Raw genomic sequence first — 21290 nt, forward strand, 5'->3', positions numbered from 1 at the left:
ACCCCCCCTTCCTCTACGTGTCGGGGGCGCGGTGATGGGTATAAGAGACAGTACGTGCACCATGCGCAGGCGGTGGTCTTTGCGTGTTTCTTCCAGCAGCCAGTCAAAGGTGGCGTCGTTGGAGCGATCGTCGACCACGACGATCTCAAACTCGGGATAGTCCTGCGCCATCAGGGCCGGAACGAGCTCTTTGAGGTTAGCCTCTTCGTCGTGTGCACAGATCACAACGGACACGGGGAGCTGGCGGCCGGTAGCCGGCGCGGGCTGCTTTTTCGAAAAGGCTGCCAGAAAAACGATCCAATAGATGATCTGTACGGCAGCGAGCGCGAAAAAAATGGCGAGTAGAATTTGCAAGGTGTCTTTTCGATTAGCGCTACAAAGATAAACGGCCGTCTGTAGGATAAAAGCCATGCCAAAGAGGTTTTTTACCGTCTACCGGAATACTGCAATTATGATCAAAAACTAACGTCGCGCGCGCAGATTGCTAAAATGTAACTATACTCGTGGTATAGATTGCCACGGAGACACTAATCATCAGTTTACCGACATCCTCTAATCCGACATTCCTACATGATACCCCCCCTTGTGCCCTTCATGGGCGCGCAAAAGCGAATACTCTTTACCCTGGCGGCTGTGTGGCTGACCGGTCATTGCTTCGCCCAAACCGCGGCTTTTACGTCGGATAAGACTTCGGGCTGTCTCCCGGTAACGATAAATTTCAAGGATCTGTCCACCGGATCGCCCACGACGTGGGATTGGGATCTGGGCAATGGCAACACTTCCAAGCTGCAAAATCCCAGCGCGGTCTATGCTATCGCGGGAACGTACACGATCACGCTACGGGTATCCGGCGGGTCAATTGCTGAACGTAAGGCGTATATACACGTGTACGATTTTCCCAAGCCCAGCTTTACCAGCGTAGCACCACCGACAGGCTGCACTCCGTTGAAGGTGGAGTTCCGCGACACCAGCACACCGGGCTCGGGCGCGAATACCAATTGGCTGTGGGCGTTTGGCGATGGCGGTTCCAGCACCGAACGCAACCCTACCTATACCTACACGACACCCGGCACGCGCCCCGTGTCGGTGCGCGTGACGAACCAATACGGTTGTTCGAAGACCAGCCTGCAGAGTTTCTTCGCCGAGGCGCAAGGGCCGAATGTAGTGTTCGAGCAAGATGGTGACGTTTTTTGCCAGGCACCTGCTACCGTAAAATTCACCAACAAAACGACCGGGGCCGCGCCCTTCGCCTACTCGTGGGATTTTAACGATGGCACGAGCAGTACCGATCCCGGCCCGTCACACCCTTTTACCAAGGAAGGTACCTACACTGTTACATTACGCGCCGTTGACGCCAAGGGCTGCCAGGGCTCCTCGACCGCTGGCATCAACGTCGGTAGTGAAGGAGGCCTGAGCGTTACGCCTTCGGCTACAAAAGTATGTGTGGGCCAGCCGGTGACCTTTGATGCGAACGTTACGTCACCGGCCATCTCATGGGTTTGGCGCTTTGGCAACGGCGCCGTCTCCCACGAGCAAGACCCCGGCACAATAGTCTATAAGACGGCAGATACCTATACCGTGCGCCTGGAAGCGCTGCTGGTGGGCAAGTCGTGTGCTTCCGTCGTGACGAAAACCATCGAAGTGGTTCCCGACCCGGTTCCGAATTTTACTACTTCCGCCGACTGTAATTATAAAGTGACCTTTACGAACAGATCTACCAAGGCTACGCGCGTGGAGTGGTTCCTGGATGGTGTGTTGTACTCAACGGCTTCGTCGTTTGTATATCCCTATGCCGGGCCTGGAAATTATACGGTGAAGCTGGTGGCTTACAACAGTCTTAACTGCAGCAAGGAGCTGGAAATGCCGGTGACGGTGCCCGCTAAGCCCCAGGCGTACTTCGAGCCTAATAAGACGCAATCGTGTACCGAGCCGTCGCTGGCCGGGTGTGCACCTTTTACTGTGGACTTTGTCAACAAATCAACGGCTGCGTCTTCGTTTACCTCGCGGTGGTCTTTTGGTGATAATACTATTTCCACGAGCAAAAATCCGACGCACACCTATGGTAAAGGCTCGTATGCCGTGACGCTTACGATTCGTACGCCCGAAGGTTGTACGAGCACGATGAGTGCTGCTGTGACGGTGTCGGATGTGACGCCGGAGGCTGCGTTTACATTTGACAAAAATAAGGTCTGTCCGCACGAGGATGTAAATTTTACCAGTACATCCAAGAATGCCGTCTTTATATGCTGGAATTTTGGCGATGGCAATACGGGCAATGGCACGAACGTGAGCCATTACTATGAGAAGCCGGGTACCTATACCATTACGATGATCGCCAAGAATGCCGGCTGCTCCGACACGGAGACCAAAGTAGACGTGATTACGGTGGGCGATCCGTTTGTGGATTTTAAAATTACAAAGGATTGCCAGGATCCTTATAAGGTTACGATAGAGGATCTTACCAGTAAATGTGATACCAAGACGTGGGATTTTGGCGACGGCACCATCAAAACGGGCAACGTGTCAAGTTACCGGTATGCTGCTACCGGCGAGTATACCATCAAGCTTACCGGTACGAACAACACATCGCACTGTACGGTGGAAAAGCCCGTGCCGGTGGCTATCCACGATGTTAAAGCGAGCTTTACAATTGATAATCCCAAGCCATGTAAAAATGCGCCGGTACAATTTGAAAGTACGTCCGAAGGTGCCGCGAGCCTGACCTGGGATTTTGGCAATGGCGCTCCTGCACAGTCGGGCATTCAGGCCTCCACCAGTTATGATCATTCCCGCGAGTTCAACGTGACACTGACGGCCAAAGACCCCGACGGCTGCCCCGATGTAGCGACGCTAAAAGTGAATGTTCTCAGCCTGGAAGGCAATTTTAATTTTATTGCCAATGGCATATCGTGTGACGCGCTGGACGTACAATTTTATGACACGTCTGTTGCCAATCCGGAAGTAACAGCATGGCTGTGGGAGTTTGGCGACGGCAATACATCGATAGAACAGCACCCTGCGTACACATACACCCAGGAGAAGCACTATCCGGTTAAGCTCACGATAACGAACAACGAAGGAGAATGCTCGTATATACGTTACGATGCCGTAGTCTTTATGAATCCCGTTGCGGACTTTACGACCGTTACCGAAGAGTTTGCTTTCTGCATGAACGAAGATATCCAGCTTCGCAACGACTCGAGGAATGCCACATCGCAACGCTGGGAATTTTCTAATGGTACTTCTTCAACCACCATGCACCCCGTTGTTTCCTATCCCAACACGGGCTCCTACACGGTCACGCTGGACGTCGAGAACAGCTATGGCTGTAAGAAGTCCTTTAGCCGAGAGATCACGATCACCAAGCCTGTCGCGAGCTTCACAGCGGTCAACACCGAAATCGACTGCCCGCCGTTGGACACGACGTTCAAAGGCAACAAAGACGGCATTGTACTGTGGGAGTGGGATTTTGGCGACCAGAACAGGATCGAACCCCGTACCGATTCCATCTCCCTCTATCGCTACACGCGCCCTGGCATCTATGACGTTACGCTCTATGCCACCGATGCTAATGGCTGCCGCGACACGGTCACCCAAATGTCCAAAATACGCGTAGGCGGTCCGGATGCGACATTTGTGGATGATAGCTTCGGGCGTACCTGTGTGAACGACTCGATCGGCTTTACCGCCACGCCGCTGAATAACAACGTAAAAACCTACCACTGGGACCTGGCCGACGGCACCGTAGTGGACCGCGAGGTACCCACCATCGGCCATCGGTATGCCGGCACAGGCGAACGTTTCGTGTCGCTGACGGTGTTCGATGAAAAGGGTTGTCCGGTGGTTTCCGCCAGCTCCGTCACGGTGACGGTAAGCGATTCTTCGCTTATCAAATTTGACTACGGTCCCCGGTGTATTTTTGAAGGTGAGAGCTTTACGGTGCGGGCCGGGTCGGACGAGCAGGACCTGACGTGGTCGTGGGATGTAGGCGATAGCCCTGTCGGTACGGATGCCGTGGCCACCATCACCACCGAAAAGCACGGCAACTATCCGGTGAAACTACACGCGTTGAACGCGGCCGGCTGTTACTCTACCGTTACGCAGGAGGTGCCCGTACGGGCCAGGCTGACCATGATCCCTAACATCTTTACACCCAACGGCGACGGCACCAACGAAACGTTCGAACTGCAGGGGCTGGAGCTCAGCGCCTGGGACTTGCTGGTGTATAATCGCTGGGGTGGTACGGTTTATAAAAAGAATAACTATCAGAATAACTGGACGGGTGGCGGTCTGTCCAGCGGAGTTTATTTCTATACGGTGACGAATTCGTTCTGTCCTGATCGGAATTATAAGGGGACGGTTACTATATCGAAGTAGGGCGAAGTAGGGTGCATCTCGGGCGGTCACAGACCGCCACTATACGCGGCACAGGTGCGCACCGGCGCTTCGCTGGGCGCTAACACCTTCGGCAGATTTCAAGAGTAAATGAATTCTCATTCAGTTCTTTCTCCATACAACAGAATCGGGAAGCCCCATTTTCTTGGCTCTTTTCAAAACATCCCCTATTACTGCTAATTCAAATCTACGCTCGAGACTATCCAATTGAACCGCCGTAAGCCCGGATTCTCGTGTGAGCCACCGTTCAGCCCTTACATCGTAGATCATACGAATTGTCAATACGTCATCAAACGTCACCATGTATACGTAGGGTGGATCTTCTAGATAATAATTTCTATAATCCAAAAAATCGTAGTCCTGGATATCGAGCGATTTCCTTAACTCCGTCGGGACCAAAAACCGGCCTTCATCAAACAAAGTATCAGAAATCTGCTTGATCGTTCTCAACCTCACGTTGGTCTCTAAGTCGGCAAGAGCGCCAACATTCCCCGCGCCGTATCGCGACGTACAGGACGCACACAACCCAACAATACAGATAAAAATCCAAGACTTACTCATTTTACAATTGGCACATAAATATCGCGATCTTTTTTCCACATACCCTCCTTTCTTATCATCCCTTCATCAGTCTTCTCCATGTACATCTTGATAAATTGCTGATAATTATACTCCCGACTCTTCCAATTCGTTCCAAATGGGAGAGCAGCCTGCGCCTCCCAAAAATCATTAACCGCATGTGGATTTCGTGATACCTTGGGATAATGTTTATACATCCACTCAGATATCGCACTTTTTTTGCCGGTTACGGAAATACCGAACACATAAATGCCTCCAGAAGCTGCATCCACCTCATCCTTCGTAATAGGTTGTTTCGTAACCGGATCAATACCACCAACACCTAGCTCCACGACTTTACTCCAAGTCTCCATAGCTGTAATATCAGCAGGTATAGTACCCCAGTCCGCCTTAAACGACGCCGGCCCAACCGCCTTAATCAAATCATACTGTTGATCATGCGTCCTCGCGCCATAGTCAACCGCATCTACCGCTGGTATCGAATAATCATACACGGACGTAAATTTACCGTCCTTATTTAACTTAAAGAAACCGGTCTCCCCATAATAATTCCCATACTCCGTCGGAAATGTACCCACCAACGTCTTATTTCGTGGATACCACGTTTCTTTACCATTAATATTATATACGATCCCTCTGCCCTTTGGCCCGTGAGCGTTCAGTTGCTGCGCGTTATAGGGGATATATTCACTTTCCACGATTATATTCATCTCGCGGTTTAGAACAATCCTGTATGTACCATATTCCAATCCATCAATATCTATTCCATCGATCGGTCTATTGCTCGCAAATTGATAAGGCGTCAATTCAGCATAGGCACCCGTCAAAGGATCCACGGAAAGGAACCTTCCCAGACCAGGATTGTAGATTCTGAATCCATAGTCGTAATGTGTATTCCCGAATTCGCCATCACTGTCTTTCTCTTTGCCATTAAACCCATAACGATATTTCGTACCTGCGTTCCAGCTTCTTCCGGGGACCTCCATCCCGAAGGGATAGTAGTTCTGGACAGATACAACCTCGGGCGTAAAATTGTCGGCTACCGTCGCCGTAATAGTACTTAGTTTGGTATCGGTCACCAGCGCTCGGATATTTCCTAAATGATCGGTCAACTCATACTTTCTACTGGAGAGCCTGCGCGTGTAGACATTGCTTTCTGCCGCCACGGCCTCGCCACCAGCTCCTGTTCTGACTCCAAATTTCACATCTTCCCCGGTAGATGCATATGCAAAACCGGGACCTAGCGTGAGCTCTACTTCCGGGTTAAGCAGGTAAGAAAGGGATTCATACCGATCCTTTGTAGTACTCTCCAAAATCCTCAACTCATTGAGTTCTGTTGGCGTACCCGCGCCTCCAGATGCTCCCAGCGAAACAGGGCGAATGTAACTTCCCAGCTTCCCGGCACCATATAGCGGAACCTCGCTTCTCAGGATATCTCCGGTAGTTCCCAATTCCTCCGTTTTTTCATATATCGTCAAGACGTTTCCTTGACCATCCCGCACATAATAGTTGGTAGCGCTCAACCCTTCTTTATTGACGCGTTGCTTGAGCACCCGGTTACCACTGGCATCATACGAAAATCGTGTGACCCCGCGGACTGTTTCTACCCGATCTACCTTACTTTGAATGTTCCAATAGGTTTTAACATCTTGTTGCACGTCGCGCACCAGATTTCCGTCGGCGTCGTATTGATAGTTGCTTGTTCCCTGTCCTTTTTCGATATCGCCGTCAAAACTGGTGGGCTGCTCTGCTCCTTCCGTCACACGGTCCAGACGGTTTGTACCTGGAACGTAGCTGTACGCCAACCGGTCAAGAATGGGATTGGTCGTGTTGCCGCTATTATGGTTAGCCGTCGTCAAATTGCCATTCCCGTCGTACCCGTACGCCGTTACAAAGTATGAGCTCGGCATATCGGTAAAGACCCCGGAATTATAATACTGATCTCGACTTCCGATTAAACGGTTCAGTACGTCATACGAATAGTAACTTCCGGTCAATCCGCCATACTGTACACCCGAGGCCGAGGGGTAAAGCATATTCATACTCCAGCTGGAGATATTACCATTGTATAGATTCTTTCCGGCAAGCGGCACCTGGTTACCGGAACCTGAAGCGGTACCTACAAAGGGTGACCCCTGATAGAAATAATCATCGGCATGAAAGCCCAGCGCCATGCCAAAAGCATCTCGTGCGACATTCGAAGCGCCACCGGTCGCACCGTCTTTGCCCGGATCGCTCGAAATGTTCAATAGACCATGATTGATACCCTTCAGCCAGCCGGCGATGGTGTACGTGTAATCAACACCCTGCACCAAATCCTCTCCGAGGGCCATTCGTTTCACAGGGCCGTGCAGGTAGTAGGTGTACCAGGCATCTGTTTCCCACAACTGACCATCACGGGAGGTTAGCACTTTTTCCAGGCGATCGTTGGCATCGTATGCATACCGGTGAAAAAACTGATCACGTTTACCCGGGTTATACTGCATCTCCGTAACCTTGTTGCTTAACAAATCATATGTATAGCGTACGCCCACAGCGGGGAGACCAGGAATAATTTGAACAAACCAGTCAACATTTCCGTGGGCATCATAGTTGTACACGGTATATACCCGGTCTATCGGTTGTCCATCTTCGCTCGTACGCTCCTGATATGTATAGCTCACCCGGTTCCGGAGGTTATTTTCCACCTGGACATATCCGCACGGAAGCACGTTATCCGGATATGAGGTTGTGCCACAGGGTAAGGCCTTTAACGGGAACGGTTCGTTATACACGGTGCGATTGGCTGATTTTCCTCCCGTATACGGAAACGACGTTTCCAATCCCGTCTCATTGCGTGTTGCGTGAGCTTTCTTATCGTCGAAGTTTTCTCCCTCTCCTACCTCGAGAACCCGTCCCAGGGCATCGTACTTTGTATACGAATATTTACCTTCTACCTTTTGCTGCGCACTTTGCGAAAAGCGAATCTGACCTTTATCCGTGTAAATGGAGCTGCTGTAATAACGCGATGCGTTCAGCGACTGCTCGTCCTGTGCTACCGGTTTGGTAAAGCCAGGCAGCATTGTTCCGGCGGCGTAGTCGTATCCATAGTGACCATCGGGCGTATGCTCGCGGATAGGCTGGCCCAGTGAATTATACTGATATTCCGTTACCATCTCATGCTCCGTATCTTTCAACCGGGCCGCGTCCAGCAGCGGTATGGTTGAAACATCCAACAACCTAACCCCTTCCGGCGGCACTGTTTTAATCAGGTTGCCGGCACGGTCATAGTAGTACAGGGTAAAATGATATAATCCTTCTGTTTTGGTAATGGTCAGATTGTCATTGATCAATGCGGGATTACCGCACGTATTGTAATACTGCTCCCGGAAGAACTCACGCCTGACGGCAATGCTTTGTTCCACCTGACGGCCAACGGCTTCGCGGATGTTCGCCATGGTTGCCTTCTCGCACGATAATATTTCGGGATTGTATATAATGGACTTGTCGGGGTCAAATCCATCCATGCCACGGTTTGTAAACGCGAAACAAATCGTCCTTGGCGTAACACAGGTTGTACCCGGCAACTGCCTGGACACCCCAAGAGATGAGCTTATAGAACCGGTCTTAGAAGCAACAGCTCCGATCCTCTGTCCAGGCGCAACATTCTGACTTGAAAACGTCCATGCGCCATTTGAGGTCACCGAAACCGTGCCCAGATACTTCAACACATTTGGATCCGAAAAGCCTCCCGTCGACTCGACCAGGAACAATTCCAAAGTACTTCCTGGAACCGCGGTACCACTTGCTACGGCGGACCCCGCCATGCTACCGAAGCTTGTCACTTGTGGCTTTGCCAACAACGTTTGTCCCCCTGGCGTTACTACAATATGACGTACCAACTCGACCGGTCCTGCCGAATACTGGTAGTTTGTTAGATTTTTCGAAACGAGTACATCTGCCGACACGCTACCAAGTGTACCAACAATAACAGGCTGATTCGCTGCAAAAAAATTATTAGACACGATCGCAGTAGGCGTTGAAGTATCGGCCTGATCAAATGTTATCGACACTCCTATCGAGGCTGTAAAGGCATTTCCGTCGCCCTGATTCGGACCTCCTACGATTACTCCGCCAGAAACGCTCAACGCCGCCCCATCCAGGTATGTTACCGGTCTCAGACTGATATCAGTTCCGAAGATATTGCCGCGCACGACTGCCATCTCCGATTTACGGTTTACATATACAAGGTCATCTCCAAACTGAGTATCAACTTTTGTAAAGATGTTACCGATTAGCTTGCCTCCCGAGCATTCCACTCTAAAGGACGACGGATCTTGTGCATGAAAGTGAATTCCCCGAACTTCGTTATAATTTCCGGCTACTCTAATTGCATCAGTCCCGGGACTGCTATACTTCGGATATATTTTTATAGCGGGGCCATTTGCGGCATCAAACCCGGACTGCGTCGTACCATCTATTGTTATCCGCGATCCCTGTACCCACAAATACGACTTCAGCTCAATCCGAATCGGCAGTGGCTGACCCGAAATTGAAAATTTGATCAAACTATAATGCGTGGGATTTTGTGCACTATAGGTTGTGGCCATCGTGATCGCTTCTCGAAGAGACCCTGCTCCGGAGTCTTTATTGGTCGTAACGACAAAGACCTTATCGTATGTTGATCGAGCGGGGTTACCGGCAAACACATCACCATAATGAAATGAGCTAAACGAATTCGTACTGACACCGGCAGGTTTACTGGGATCAATTCTATCCCACCCGGCGTTGCACGATTGACCGGTCGCGTTGATTTTCAGATCAAAATTATACAGCAAGGCCTTCTCGATTTTCGCGTAGTCAGCTGCGGTTCCATATACTAAAAGATCGTCCGTAGTGTTAGGGTTCTGTACAGTGCGGGGCTTCAAGACAGGACAATAGTTATTCTTGCAGTTGTCGACCAGTGCCTTTGTCATGGCGTCCAGGTCGCAAATGCTAACGTTATAGTCAGTGGCATTAACGCTAATGTCAAATATCCCCATATACGTGCGCATCTTCTGTGGGTTGAAGAATGGGGCCTGGTAGACGCGATAGTGCTCAATGCGGGTATTTGCATCGTTACTAAGCAATGCGTTTATAACGGCTTGCCGGAATTCTTCCGATCGTTTTTCACAATTATGCTCGCAAATGTCACGGATCTCAGAAACATTGCCGTTAATCACCTCGCCGTCGGTAGGTATGTCAAAAACTTCTTCTCCTGCACTGGTCACCCGGCTGAAATAATAGCGATCACAATCTCCCATCGCATTACTGAGGAAATGCGTTACCAGGGGTTGAACCGCTTTGTCGCGAATGCCTGCGTAGAACTGGAACACCGTTTTCATCTTTTCCACGTCACTGTTGTAATACACCAGCCGGTATGCGATTGTCATATTCGGATTCAGGGCATTGGTAGTGGAACGATCGGAAGCCTCTGTCGTTTCGACGCCAGCTACTTTACCATACAATGTCTCGCGCCGGATGAATAGCGGCCGTCCGACACCCGTACACAAGTCTGCACTGCCTTGTTCTTCTACCAATACCGATTGCATTTGTGCTTCCACGTTCGTCAGGAAACTCTGTAGAATATTTACGCGGCTATCAAATGCAGGATATACAGACCCGACTGGTGCAACGGGGCGAGGAGCCTTGAGTTTTGCTTCATACGCCGCGGTCTCCATCTTCCAGGCTTCCCATACGATCTCACACGCGCGATTGCCCAACTGGGGGTTGTCGGCAATCATATTGGCAACCATTGTATTAAACTCGCCTGGTAAAAAATACTTCTCCTTTACAGTCGCTAACGGATACTGATTGGCAAACCATAGGTAGCGCAGGGAATCGCCTGAATTTGTACGCAGACGGATGTCTGTTCGACCCGCGTAGTAGTCTTCAAAATACCGTTCAAAGCTTTTGGCCACGCCGTTTTGCTCAAGTTTGCAAGTACTGCTGTTGACCGTCCCTTCGTCCGGGCACGGCTCCCGCCACGGAATCATAATCAGCTGCTGGCAGCCGTTCACGCTTTCGGCCTGGAGTGACACGATATACTGTTTGGCCTCTTCATCCAGCGTACCGATCGTTGCCAGGTAAGCGTACAACTCCTGTACATTGCCGGCATCCATTAGCCGGTTAATTTCCGTTAGCCGCGCATCCATACGTGCGCGGTAGTTTTGCTCAATCACCGCCAGGGCCGAGTCCAGGTACGTCTGTGTGGGGGTAAACTTTGTCTTGTTATCCAGCGCCAGGTATTTTTCCAGTACGTAATTTTTGCCCCCTTCCAATGACAAATTGAACTCGGCCGGGTCATAGACACGGTTCGCCAACTCCGAGCATAAACCTGCCCTGATCTTCACCGGCGCCAACGGCTCGGTTGATGTGTTTGTACCGGTCTCTACCAGGCGAAACTTTACGGTATAATCACACGTCATACAAAACGTCCCGAGCTGCTGAATCTCTTGGCAAAGTTCCTGCACCATACCCGGGGCGAGCTTGTAATCGACCTTTACTGTACTGTTTCCGGGAACAAACATGAGCGTGCTGCTGACGAGCGTAGATTTGTCGAGCCGCTTATTGTTCTGCACGTTCTCCACAAACGTGATGTTTTTCGGTGCGGGGTTCAGCTGCGCAAACGGGCCCGTGGTACCAGTCAGGGTCAGGGCCGTGGCAACCACCTTGCCATCTTTGGTTTGAAAGGTTACGTTAGCAATATCGTTATTGTCATATGTAATGACCTTTACGACGCCGGAAACTTCCGGCGCCTCAATGCCAAACATGGCTACCAACTCCGCCTCAGTCGGTCGGTCATAGTTAATACGCCTTGTCTTTTTACCGGCTTTCGAGTTCGCGGCACCCACACCTGCTTCTTCGGCCACTCGCCCCGTGCCATCCGGCACATATACTACTTGCGAAAAAGGATAGCCGCCCGCCGACGCCACACGGTCATTGTCAACCGCAGCAGCAGGTTCACCACTGTAGTAACCGCTAACATCCTTCGCCGGCGCGGGGGTAGCAAGTCCATCAAAATCAGACGCCTGATAAAGGGCGCCACCCGTATTTTTTTGCAACAGCTTCGGCACATATCCCAGTTGCCCCTCGCCCGCCAACGGCACCGGTAGGGTGGTGATGACGGTTCGGCCACTGTAGTCAGCGATCGTCTGTAAGGCGACAACTTTGTTGATGCCCTGGATCCTTGTTTGCTGCTGTGCCCCCTGGTTCAGTCCGTTCGCATAGGCAATCTGCTCGGTCACCTTATTGCCTTCGGTGAACGTACGGCTGTAGATCCAGTTTTTCTGTTCCTCGGGGTGATGATAATCCAGGGTGGCGGTGGCGTACGGCGGCGCCGGCCAGTTCGCCGGATTTGCAATTCCTCCCGGCTTATTGCCCAGGGGAATTACCCGCCAGTGATACAGGCCTGTGCCCTCTGCCATCGATAACGTCAGCGACGGATCGGAATCTTCCGTCTCGATCTGCAATGCGTCCGTCCAGGTGTCCTCCAGGTCCAAGTTCGGAGTTTCTCCATATTGCTTAAACATCTGGAAGACATAGTTCAACACGTCTGTGCAGGGTGTTTCCCAGGTGAATGTTTGCTCCCACCGACGTATACCAGCTTCCTGCGCCGCCTGCAGATTTAGCAGCTTGATGTTCTGCACATCGACAATATCCTGTTCTTCGTAGAATGCCCGGAGCCTGATCTGACTGGCTGCTACAACCCCGGGATCAGTATATCCCGTAACCTCAATCTTAATGTAACGCACAAGACCACTGTTGACGCTGATCTTCCTTTTAAAGAGCTGCTCGGGCGCTTCCTGTGTGACCTTCAACGGGAACTCCCAGGTTTCGTGCTCGCCGGGAATGTCCGCATATGCCGTTATCCGCAATTTAACCTCGCCGGTAAAAACATGTTTGCCCAGGTTATAATACCTGCCCAGGTCGAGGTTGACGTACACTGTTACCGGACCATATTCCGACAGACATCCATTATGGTCCGGGGAGTGTTTCGGCAGATAAAGATATCCCGTGGACCTGGCGACGAGATCGGAATGACGCATGAACACCGTGTCCTGCTTCATCACTGCCTGGCTAAGGGCCGTAAAACTAAATGGTTCTGGCGTTCCTTCGCAGGTATTTATTACTGGCGTGACGTTAAGCTCGTAAGCACCTGCAGTGGGAGGCGTAAATAAAACATTCCGAAAGGCACCGCCTGCATCTCTAAAATCCTCAGTCACATTCGGCGTTACTATCTTCCAGGTAAATGCAGTGGCATCTTCAGCACCGACAACTTTAAGTCGGGTAGGCCCGCCGCTGAAATTGGCATCCAGCCCATGAACGGCCGTGATCGGAGACGCCGGCGCTGCGCTGGCAACAATTGTCTTTGATGCTCTGGCGACGCACACGCTGCTGAATCTAGCCGTGACGGCATATATACCTGGTAACGTGACCTTAAGTTGCTGCGTGGTGACATTGTCGATCGGCATACCATCCTTTGTCCAACTGTAGGATTGGGCAGGTCCACTGCTCTGTGCCGTTAACATGATCTCCTCGCCGGGGCAGATATACATCGGGGCGTCTATTTTCACCGACGTGCAGACGTCAACAACACGGTCGAATGTCCTGGACGACTGGCCGCACATATTCAATGGAGCGCAGGTCAGCGTGTGAGAACCGGGTGTGAGAAAGGTGATGGCAACCGATCTGGATGTCGTCTCGGTTACAGAAATCCCATCCACAAGCCATCGGTAAGAAGCAATACTTCCCGACTGGTTTATATCTGCCATGTACGGCGTGGGAACACCCGTTCCTACCCACGACGGCCCTGTTATGGAACTGTTAAAATTTACGAATGGTGGGGGAACAATGGGAATACTAAAATCATAGGAGTTACTTACCCAGTAAGCATTTACTCTCCGTTCGTAATTCACCCGAACCTTTAATTGCGCAGGTGGATTTGCTTGCGTAACGCTAACGCGCGCGCGGTATCGGCCTAGCGATTCATCAATGGTGATCGTGCCAATGGCAGTATTCGAGCTCACGGGTTCCCAAGTAACGTTTTGCGTTAAACCACCGCCCCCTGCAAAGAGCTCCAGATAAAAATCAGGATCGTTTGTACACATTTGCGGTGTGCTGCTGCTAAAATTCTGTGCTTGAGCGTTGTCCCAGAGCAGCATGCTGCTAAACGATGTCAATATGATTGTGCACCAGAAGATAAACCTACTTTTCATATGACGATGTAATCTCTTACTGCTGAAGTTTGTTTCTTTCATCAACCATCCGACATTAGTTGGGCTGAACTGATTTCGTGGGCAGATTATACTGCGTCTCCTGCACGGTTTTCTTACCGCGTTCTGTCTCGATACTCTTCCGGACAAGCTTACCTTCTGCATTATACTGATAGTACAGGCCGAAGTGCTGATCGTCCAGCGAGGTCATGAGCCGCATGGTGCTGACATCATACACGTAGCAGGTCATTTCCGCACCGCGTGGCTGTATACGCACGTCATCTATCCAGAGCGCAGCGCCTCCGGCATTCTCGAAACCGACGCGGAAGGTCTGCGTTCCATCGGCCGGAAGCTTCTGAGGCGGTATAACAGCCTCCAGCAATGCCCATTCGCCAGAACGCGCTACCTGAACGACGGTGGCATCATACGCGGCTGCCAGGCCGGTAACATGCACACGTACATTGTCGGCCGGCGATTCTCCCCGGGCCCACCACCGTATCAACAGTCCCTCCCGCGCCAGTTGGGCGCCGGGATTAAAATCGCGTGTTGTAAACGTACTCTGAAGCTTCAGCGATTGTTTGCCCGCATGCCGCACGCTTTCGTCGCGTGTGCCACCGGTCAGTAGTACGCGGTCTTCCAGATAATTTCCCGTGTATAGATTTTCGAAGCTTTCGAACAGCACGGAATTGTAGTCGCCGTTCTGCACTATGAGATAGGGCAATGCCTGACCGTAGCCGAACTTTGTCGCACTGGGGATATTCAACGCATTCCTTTCTTCCAGTGCTTCGCCATGCGGCGAATATTTTGTTACCTCCGACACACGCATCCAGCCTACCCGTGTGTTTTGCTCGGGAAACTGCCAGTTAAAGTGTGACATGGTGTATCGACCGGCCTGATAATTTCGGCCGGTTTCGACACTGCTCTTGCTATACATGTAGGATGCTTTCTCCCGCCACTTTCCGACGTTCGCACGTTCCACGGCGTCGTTACCGGCCAGCGTCGGATCGTTCAGGTAAGCATAGTCCCAGTTGTCGGAATAGACGACCGCGGCCGCCTTCACCACGTTTGTCAACTGCGGATGTACCACGGCGCCTTGTAAACATCCCAAGGGAAGGTCGGGTGCGCAGTCTTTATCGCGTTGAACAACGTAGTTACCAGAATACTTATCCAGTGTAATCGCGCCGGTAATTCCCGCGGGAATAAATATTTCACACAGGGGTGGCGTGGAACCGATGTTTATAGTCAATATTTTAGTATAACATAAATACTTTTGGTACGCAGCAACTCCTGGTTGTTTGGTTAAGATGTTATACATTCCCGCCGGCAGGTTTTCACGAACGGCACCCGTGGGAGTATTGGGACCGCTCCACTGGAATTCGTACGGCATTCCAGGGAAACCGCCGGTGGCTGTCAATGTCACGTCATTTATGTCCGTGACAGTAGCAACCGTTATTATTTCCGGTGACGTATCCTCTAATATCTCGATCTGGTCAATATAGAAGGTGGCTGCCGGTAACGGTGGTCCTGATCCTGATGGCGAGAAATACGCCATGTAAAAATAGAAGTTGGAACCTCCATAGGGTGGAGAATAACCACGATATAACTCCACCCACTTACCTTTTTCTTCCATCCCTACGTTAAACCGGATCAAAGGGGTACACGGTATGCCCTCTTTTCCAACGCCTGGGGTTTGCGAGGATAGCCCTAACATAAACGTGGAGCCATCAGGAACGTTCGAATTAAGGGGAAGGAAAAAGCGAACCTTCACAGTATACTTAGCTTGCGGATTGAACCCCGGAATCGCCGTCGAAAGGAATGCGGTCCCTCCAGTCCCTCCTACCTGTTCGCTTGGTGAGGTACATTTTAAAGACCATTGCCCGGCATAAGCAGGGATATCCTGAGATCGTTCAACCTTCCAACTCGAGCTATTCACGTTACCGGTAAAGTCACCGGCACTTCCCTCGGTCTCAAATCCACCATTTCCGCCCGGTGCAATTATATTTTGTGGCTGCGTGTACGCATTGCCCAACGACAGCACGAAACCAATGATGATCAGAATATAGCGACACATAAAAATTCTGGATATTATTCTCTCGTAAATCATTTTATTCCCAGCCTGGCGCTGTTATTGTCTCCGATTCTCCCGTTGCCTGGTTACACAACACCGTAAAAGATATCAGCTTGAGCGAAACTCCCGTTCCGGTGACTGTATAGGCAAACTTTAATTGACTGGCCCGCACATCTTGCAGGTCTACCGTACACATAGTCAACATGCTTTGAAAGGAAGACAAGTCCATATGCTCATACGGCCCGGCCAACACAAACCGCCCCTGACCGCTCAGGCCTTTTACCCGTTGGCTCAGGTCCGCGCCATAGCGATTCTGTCCGTGTTCCACATACCTATCCGCATTGCTTACGGTCGGCGGCACGGCTTGCGCCGGCTCTTCATAGTGAAATACGATGGACCCCGCCTGCTTCTGCAGCTCGTTGGTGCGACCCGTATGCAGAATGGTAAAGGATGTTATCGAACCGGAGACAGCCGACGCACCCCGCGCCAATGCAACCTTCAGGCGATTACCCTGATAGTCACGATCGACTACATTGTAGACGGCGCTTGACGCGTCACCAAGCTGGATCTGGTCGCCGCGGGTAAAAAGTTCCATCAAACAATAATTGCTACCCAGCGACAAATACTCGCCTGTGAGCGTAAAATTACCCGGGAACTTGTATCCTTCACGTTGCCACTTGCCGGCCATGCCGGGATATTCCCAGTTAGCGGGAATACCCTGTGCCAAATACGCGCCGCCGAACTCGTCCGAGGTGCGCACGGACACGGGCTGTCCGGTGCTCTCGTCAAATGCTATGTATTCTTCTGAATGTTCAATGCCTTCGGCCAGGGACGTTATTTTTCGCAGAATGGCCGGGTAGCGTACTACCTTCGTGGTCATGTGCGTATTCAGCTCGCCGTCAATGTTACTAAAGGCTGGGATCCCTGTAAAAAACGGAATGACACCAAAGATCCACGGCGTGATATCAAAATCCAGCTCCGTGTTTACGTCGTTTGATTCTTCTTTTACATGCCGCTGGGCAAATGTCAAATCTACTTCCCGCCCGGGGTGTTTGTATTTCAGTTCCTCGGTGAGCGATGACATCATAGGCACGGCTTCGCCTGGTTCAAAATAGGTATAGTCCCGCCGGCTGACCTTCACGGCGCTGGCCAGGGTGGCAATATTGGTATACGGGCCGCGGTATTGCTCCTCGTATTGGGGTGTGCCGTGCATGTCGTTCAATAAAAACGCAAATCCCTGCGTAGCGTCCGTACGCGTTTTTATTCTGGTATAAAAAGGCGCGACGATTTGTTTGGGTGAATCATCCATCCGATAGATTGGTGTCATCGTTTTGTCATCCATCGGGTTGCCCAGTTTGATGGGATATTTCCGGGCCGTATTGTATCCACTCACGGAGAAGCCGTCGGCCGAGGCGCCACCGTTGATTGGCCTGGTAATAACCTGTGCATAGCCTATTGAAGGCGACGGCAAAATACTCTCTCCCAACGGCCCCTCTGACTGCTTCAGATCTTCTCCTGCCACCAGCTTGCTGGTCTTACCCTGATCCCCGCGGGCAATATAGTCTACGAGTATATTTTCTTCCCGCATCGCCCGGGGTTCGTTCGTTGCCACGCCGCTGCTGATCTCCCTTCCGTTTTCAAGCATGCGGTAGAGATATTCATTTCCATATAGCACAGCATTTTCTTCCAGCCCTTTGTCGAACATCATGAGCCGCCGCACGCGCACTCCGCCACCCTTCTTCGCCAGCGGCGTGGGAATACGGAAATACGAATGCGCGTAGTTCATGCCATTGCATAGGTCCCCGGGCACAAAAATGCCTTCCATCATACCTTTGAGCTGGTTCACGATCTCTTCGGCGTCGTCCGGCGGGTTAATCCCCGTGGGATTACAGGATCCATCGGTATCCAGTTTTCCGAGACGATATGCTTTTACAAAGTCACGGCACACCTCCACGGGCGGACGCTGTCCACCGTCTATATCGATATATAAAAGACCTCCTTCCACGCCGCTATCCTTGACAGCGACGTACCCGGAAATATATTCTGCATTGCAACTCTCCAGCGAGGGTGCGCCTTCCCCGAGTAGCTTATACAAGAAACGGAAGTGAATTTTTTTCTTGCCTGTAACGTACCGATCCCGAATCATCCGGGCGGCCTCGGTGAGGTTGTCGCCGGGAGATAAGCCCACGGAAGCAGCATCGATAAAATACCGACCACCCGGTGACCCCGCCTGCGGTTCCAGCAAGGTGGCCATTACGTGCGCCTCCTGATCCTGTACAAAATTATAGTCGTCCTGTTCATACTGAACATGAATCTGCCCGCCGGAGGGTAATGTAATCACCTTCAAATGCCACGCCGCGGGATCGAAACCGGGCGAGCTCTTCTGGTTTAACCAGGGACGCATGGCCTCGAATTGTGCTTCACCATTTGCCTGACACATGCCCCAGGCGTCGTTCAGAAAAGGCGAGTACTCTGGGTTTTCCGCATTGGTAGCGAATGTGCGGTAGTCGCGCGTAACGTCATAGTCACCATTGGTTGTATAAATAGCCGGAAATGCATCGTATTCCGTAGCTGACGGATAACTATACTGAAACTCATACGGACTAATGCTCACGCGCTTGATACCCTGATATTCGGTGTATACACGTTTTAGCTTGAGCTTCCCCTGACCGGTGTCACCGTTAGGAACGCCTGTTGAGAGGGAATAGTCGTATTCCAAAAACACTGTCTGGATAACCTTTGCGTTTTCGAGAAGTTTAGGCGATCCGTTGGCTGTCCGCACCAGTTTTCGGTTCGCATCGCGCTCACAGTCCGAAAGCTGATACAGGCGAATCTGCTTCAGTCGCTTCAGTCGCCCCGAACCTGGGAGTCCACCCTTTTTAAAAGCATCCTCTCCGGCACCTTTACCATCCACACGGTCTTCCGTATCGAAGAAAGCGACGTGGGTTTTCGTTTCGATGGTATGGAGATAGCGCAGTTCCTTTTCTCCCTCGGCATAGCTCACCATGTCGTCGAGCGGATCGGAATGCGAGTTTTTGTTATAGATCATCCCTTCGAAGGGTGCACGCCATCGGTATGTGCCAAAGACCTGTTGATAGTTGAACCGCGTGTAGCCGCCCAGATCGTCCGGCGATGGTCCGCGTTCGCCCTCTGTAACCGCGCCACGATCGACATAATCCGGCAGGGTGATTTCGGTGAGCAAAAATGCTGTCGCATACGGAGACTGTTGTATGGTTCCTACCTGGATCTCTCGATCGGGCGCGTTGGCATATGCCCGGTAATTCTTCTCGATGCTGGTCAGGTTCCGGACGCCATGGCTCAGCTCTACCTGGCTGCGGTTATATACGGGAAGTGCATAGATATAGCGCACACCGGCTGGATTAAACACCGCCAACTCTCCGATCTGATCCGGTAGAGCTTCGCGGCGATTTAAGGCCGTATTGATGTACTCGTTTTTCGAGTATGCTGAGAAAGTAGGCACTCCGTTGCCGTCGACCATCTCGCTATTGGTATGGTAGCCGATGTAGGAAGAGCGCCCGGTGCGGCCCGATTCCTTATTGTATCTTGAAAAATCACTTCGCGGCGTACGAGGGCCTAACGTCACCGTGCCCGCTTTCAGCTGGGCGCTTAAGGGTAGGTCCGTATGATTGGTACCCCACTCACCCGCCAGGTCCGTGTTGAACCGAAAGAAAACCGGCTCGCCTGAACGATCACCGGCCGCGGGTTGAAACTCCGACATATCGCGCTTCCATTCGCCGACCTCCAGGGTATGCTCGCCCGTGCCCACGTCGACGCCGGGGCCAAAATTCCAGCCTGCCGAAACTTCTCCGCCGGCATTCCTGATTACTGTTCGGTTAGCGGTATAACTCGGCGCAAACTGGCCTGCTGTTTGGTTATATAATCGGAATCCGCCACCAATACCCTCTCCGGTAACAATAAAATTATCTGCATCGTTAAATGGAACGCCCAGAAAAACGTCTCGCTTGTTGAAGTCGCCTTCCTGCTCTACGTGGTAATCCATTTGATCGACGGTGCTGGCCTCCCGGGAATAAAGGAATCCGTACGTGTCTACTGAATACGACGGTACATTTTCCTGAAAAGAATAGCTCCCCAGAATGTTACCATTGCCGCCGACCGGTATCGGGCCGGGATTGATCCGAAAAGCAATGGAAACATTATACGACATGCCCAGGTACGGGGTTACTGCGTTGGGATGGGTGGTTTCCGTATAGGTGTAAACACCGTAGGACTTACCGAACAGATTCCATCCTTTTCCGGTACTCGTCCTGGCCCGCTCGATTGTTTTGGCCGCATACTGCGAAATTTCCCGTCCCATGGGCTGGCCGTTCTGATCGGTCTTTCCTTTCACCCAATTTAAAGTGGCATAGGGGTTCAAATCCAGCGACCAGGAGCCGCTGCCGTCCGAAACGCCATAGCCAAGCGACACGATTCCACGCCCCAACGATAGGCCTACGCCTGCGTTGTAACCAAAGCCGCGGTAATTATTATAGCGAAGTGTCGCACTTCCGGAAAGCTCTACCCCCAGCGTCTTATAGAAATCAAAGCCAAACGCTTCGCCAAATCCGGCGGTTAACCCTACAGTAGCCGTCCAGTTGCGTGGCATTTTGTTATGATATTCGATTTCGTCACCGCGGTAATCATCCGGCAGGCCCCGCACGCTTCGATTGATAGCGCCCGGATTCAGCGTCCAGCCATACCCTACCCATGAAGCTTCCTCTTCCGGCCCAACACCGCTATGGTACGATAGTGACACCGGATAACCGCTGCCCTGCGGGCCGGGCACTTCCAGCAACGGCAGATTATAGGTAAAGTCGCCTGTGAACTCGTCCACCATATTGGTAGTCGCCACCGGCTCAAAACTCGAAAACTCCGGTTGCGAGGGCCCTGACGTCAAAGCATAAGTTACCGACGGACACACGATCGAGCATGTGAATTGAAGGAGACAGTACAGGGAAATTGCCCGTACAATCCGAGGATTACGTATCATAAGAAAA

Annotated in this window: 5 protein-coding genes; 1 reads left to right on the top strand and 4 read right to left on the bottom strand. The window is 51.5% G+C overall.

Annotation, left to right across the window (positions count from 1 at the left end):
- Positions 1-411, bottom strand: a 411-nt coding sequence (locus KK062_RS16490) for a glycosyltransferase family 2 protein (RefSeq protein WP_254085427.1), incomplete at its 3' end; no start/stop codon positions are given.
- Between the two features lie 159 nt (positions 412-570).
- Between KK062_RS16490 and KK062_RS16495 the strand changes: the two genes are divergently transcribed.
- Positions 571-4377 (top strand): PKD domain-containing protein, encoded by a 3807-nt coding sequence (locus KK062_RS16495; protein ID WP_254085428.1) that lies wholly within the window; start codon positions 571-573, stop codon positions 4375-4377.
- 575 nt (positions 4378-4952) lie between these two features.
- Here KK062_RS16495 and KK062_RS16500 read toward each other — a convergent pair.
- The 3 genes from KK062_RS16500 to KK062_RS16510 all read right to left on the bottom strand — a co-directional run bounded on the left by KK062_RS16500 (position 4953) and on the right by KK062_RS16510 (position 21190).
- Positions 4953-14210, bottom strand: coding sequence for an RHS repeat domain-containing protein (locus KK062_RS16500; protein ID WP_254085429.1), 9258 nt, complete (start codon positions 14208-14210; stop codon positions 4953-4955).
- Between the two features lie 55 nt (positions 14211-14265).
- Positions 14266-15837 carry a hypothetical protein gene (locus tag KK062_RS16505; protein WP_254085430.1) on the bottom strand — a complete coding sequence of 524 codons (1572 nt, stop codon included), beginning with the start codon at positions 15835-15837 and terminating at the stop codon, positions 14266-14268.
- A 475-nt stretch (positions 15838-16312) separates the two neighbouring features.
- Positions 16313-21190: a hypothetical protein gene (locus KK062_RS16510; RefSeq protein ID WP_254085431.1), complete on the bottom strand. Its 4878-nt coding sequence runs from the start codon at positions 21188-21190 to the stop codon at positions 16313-16315.
- Between the last annotated feature and the right edge of the window lie 100 nt (positions 21191-21290).

The sequence above is a fragment of the Dawidia cretensis genome (assembly GCF_018598175.1).
GTDB classification, from domain to species: domain Bacteria; phylum Bacteroidota; class Bacteroidia; order Cytophagales; family Cyclobacteriaceae; genus Ohtaekwangia; species Ohtaekwangia cretensis.

What these genes read in the sequence shown, in the direction of transcription:
- KK062_RS16495 (WP_254085428.1), top strand. Translation starts at nt 571, where the DNA reads ATGATACCCCCCCTTGTGCCCTTCATGGGCGCGCAAAAGCGAATACTC.
- KK062_RS16500 (WP_254085429.1), bottom strand. Translation starts at nt 14,210, where the DNA reads ATGAAAAGTAGGTTTATCTTCTGGTGCACAATCATATTGACATCGTTT.
- KK062_RS16505 (WP_254085430.1), bottom strand. Translation starts at nt 15,837, where the DNA reads ATGGAAGAAAAAGGTAAGTGGGTGGAGTTATATCGTGGTTATTCTCCA.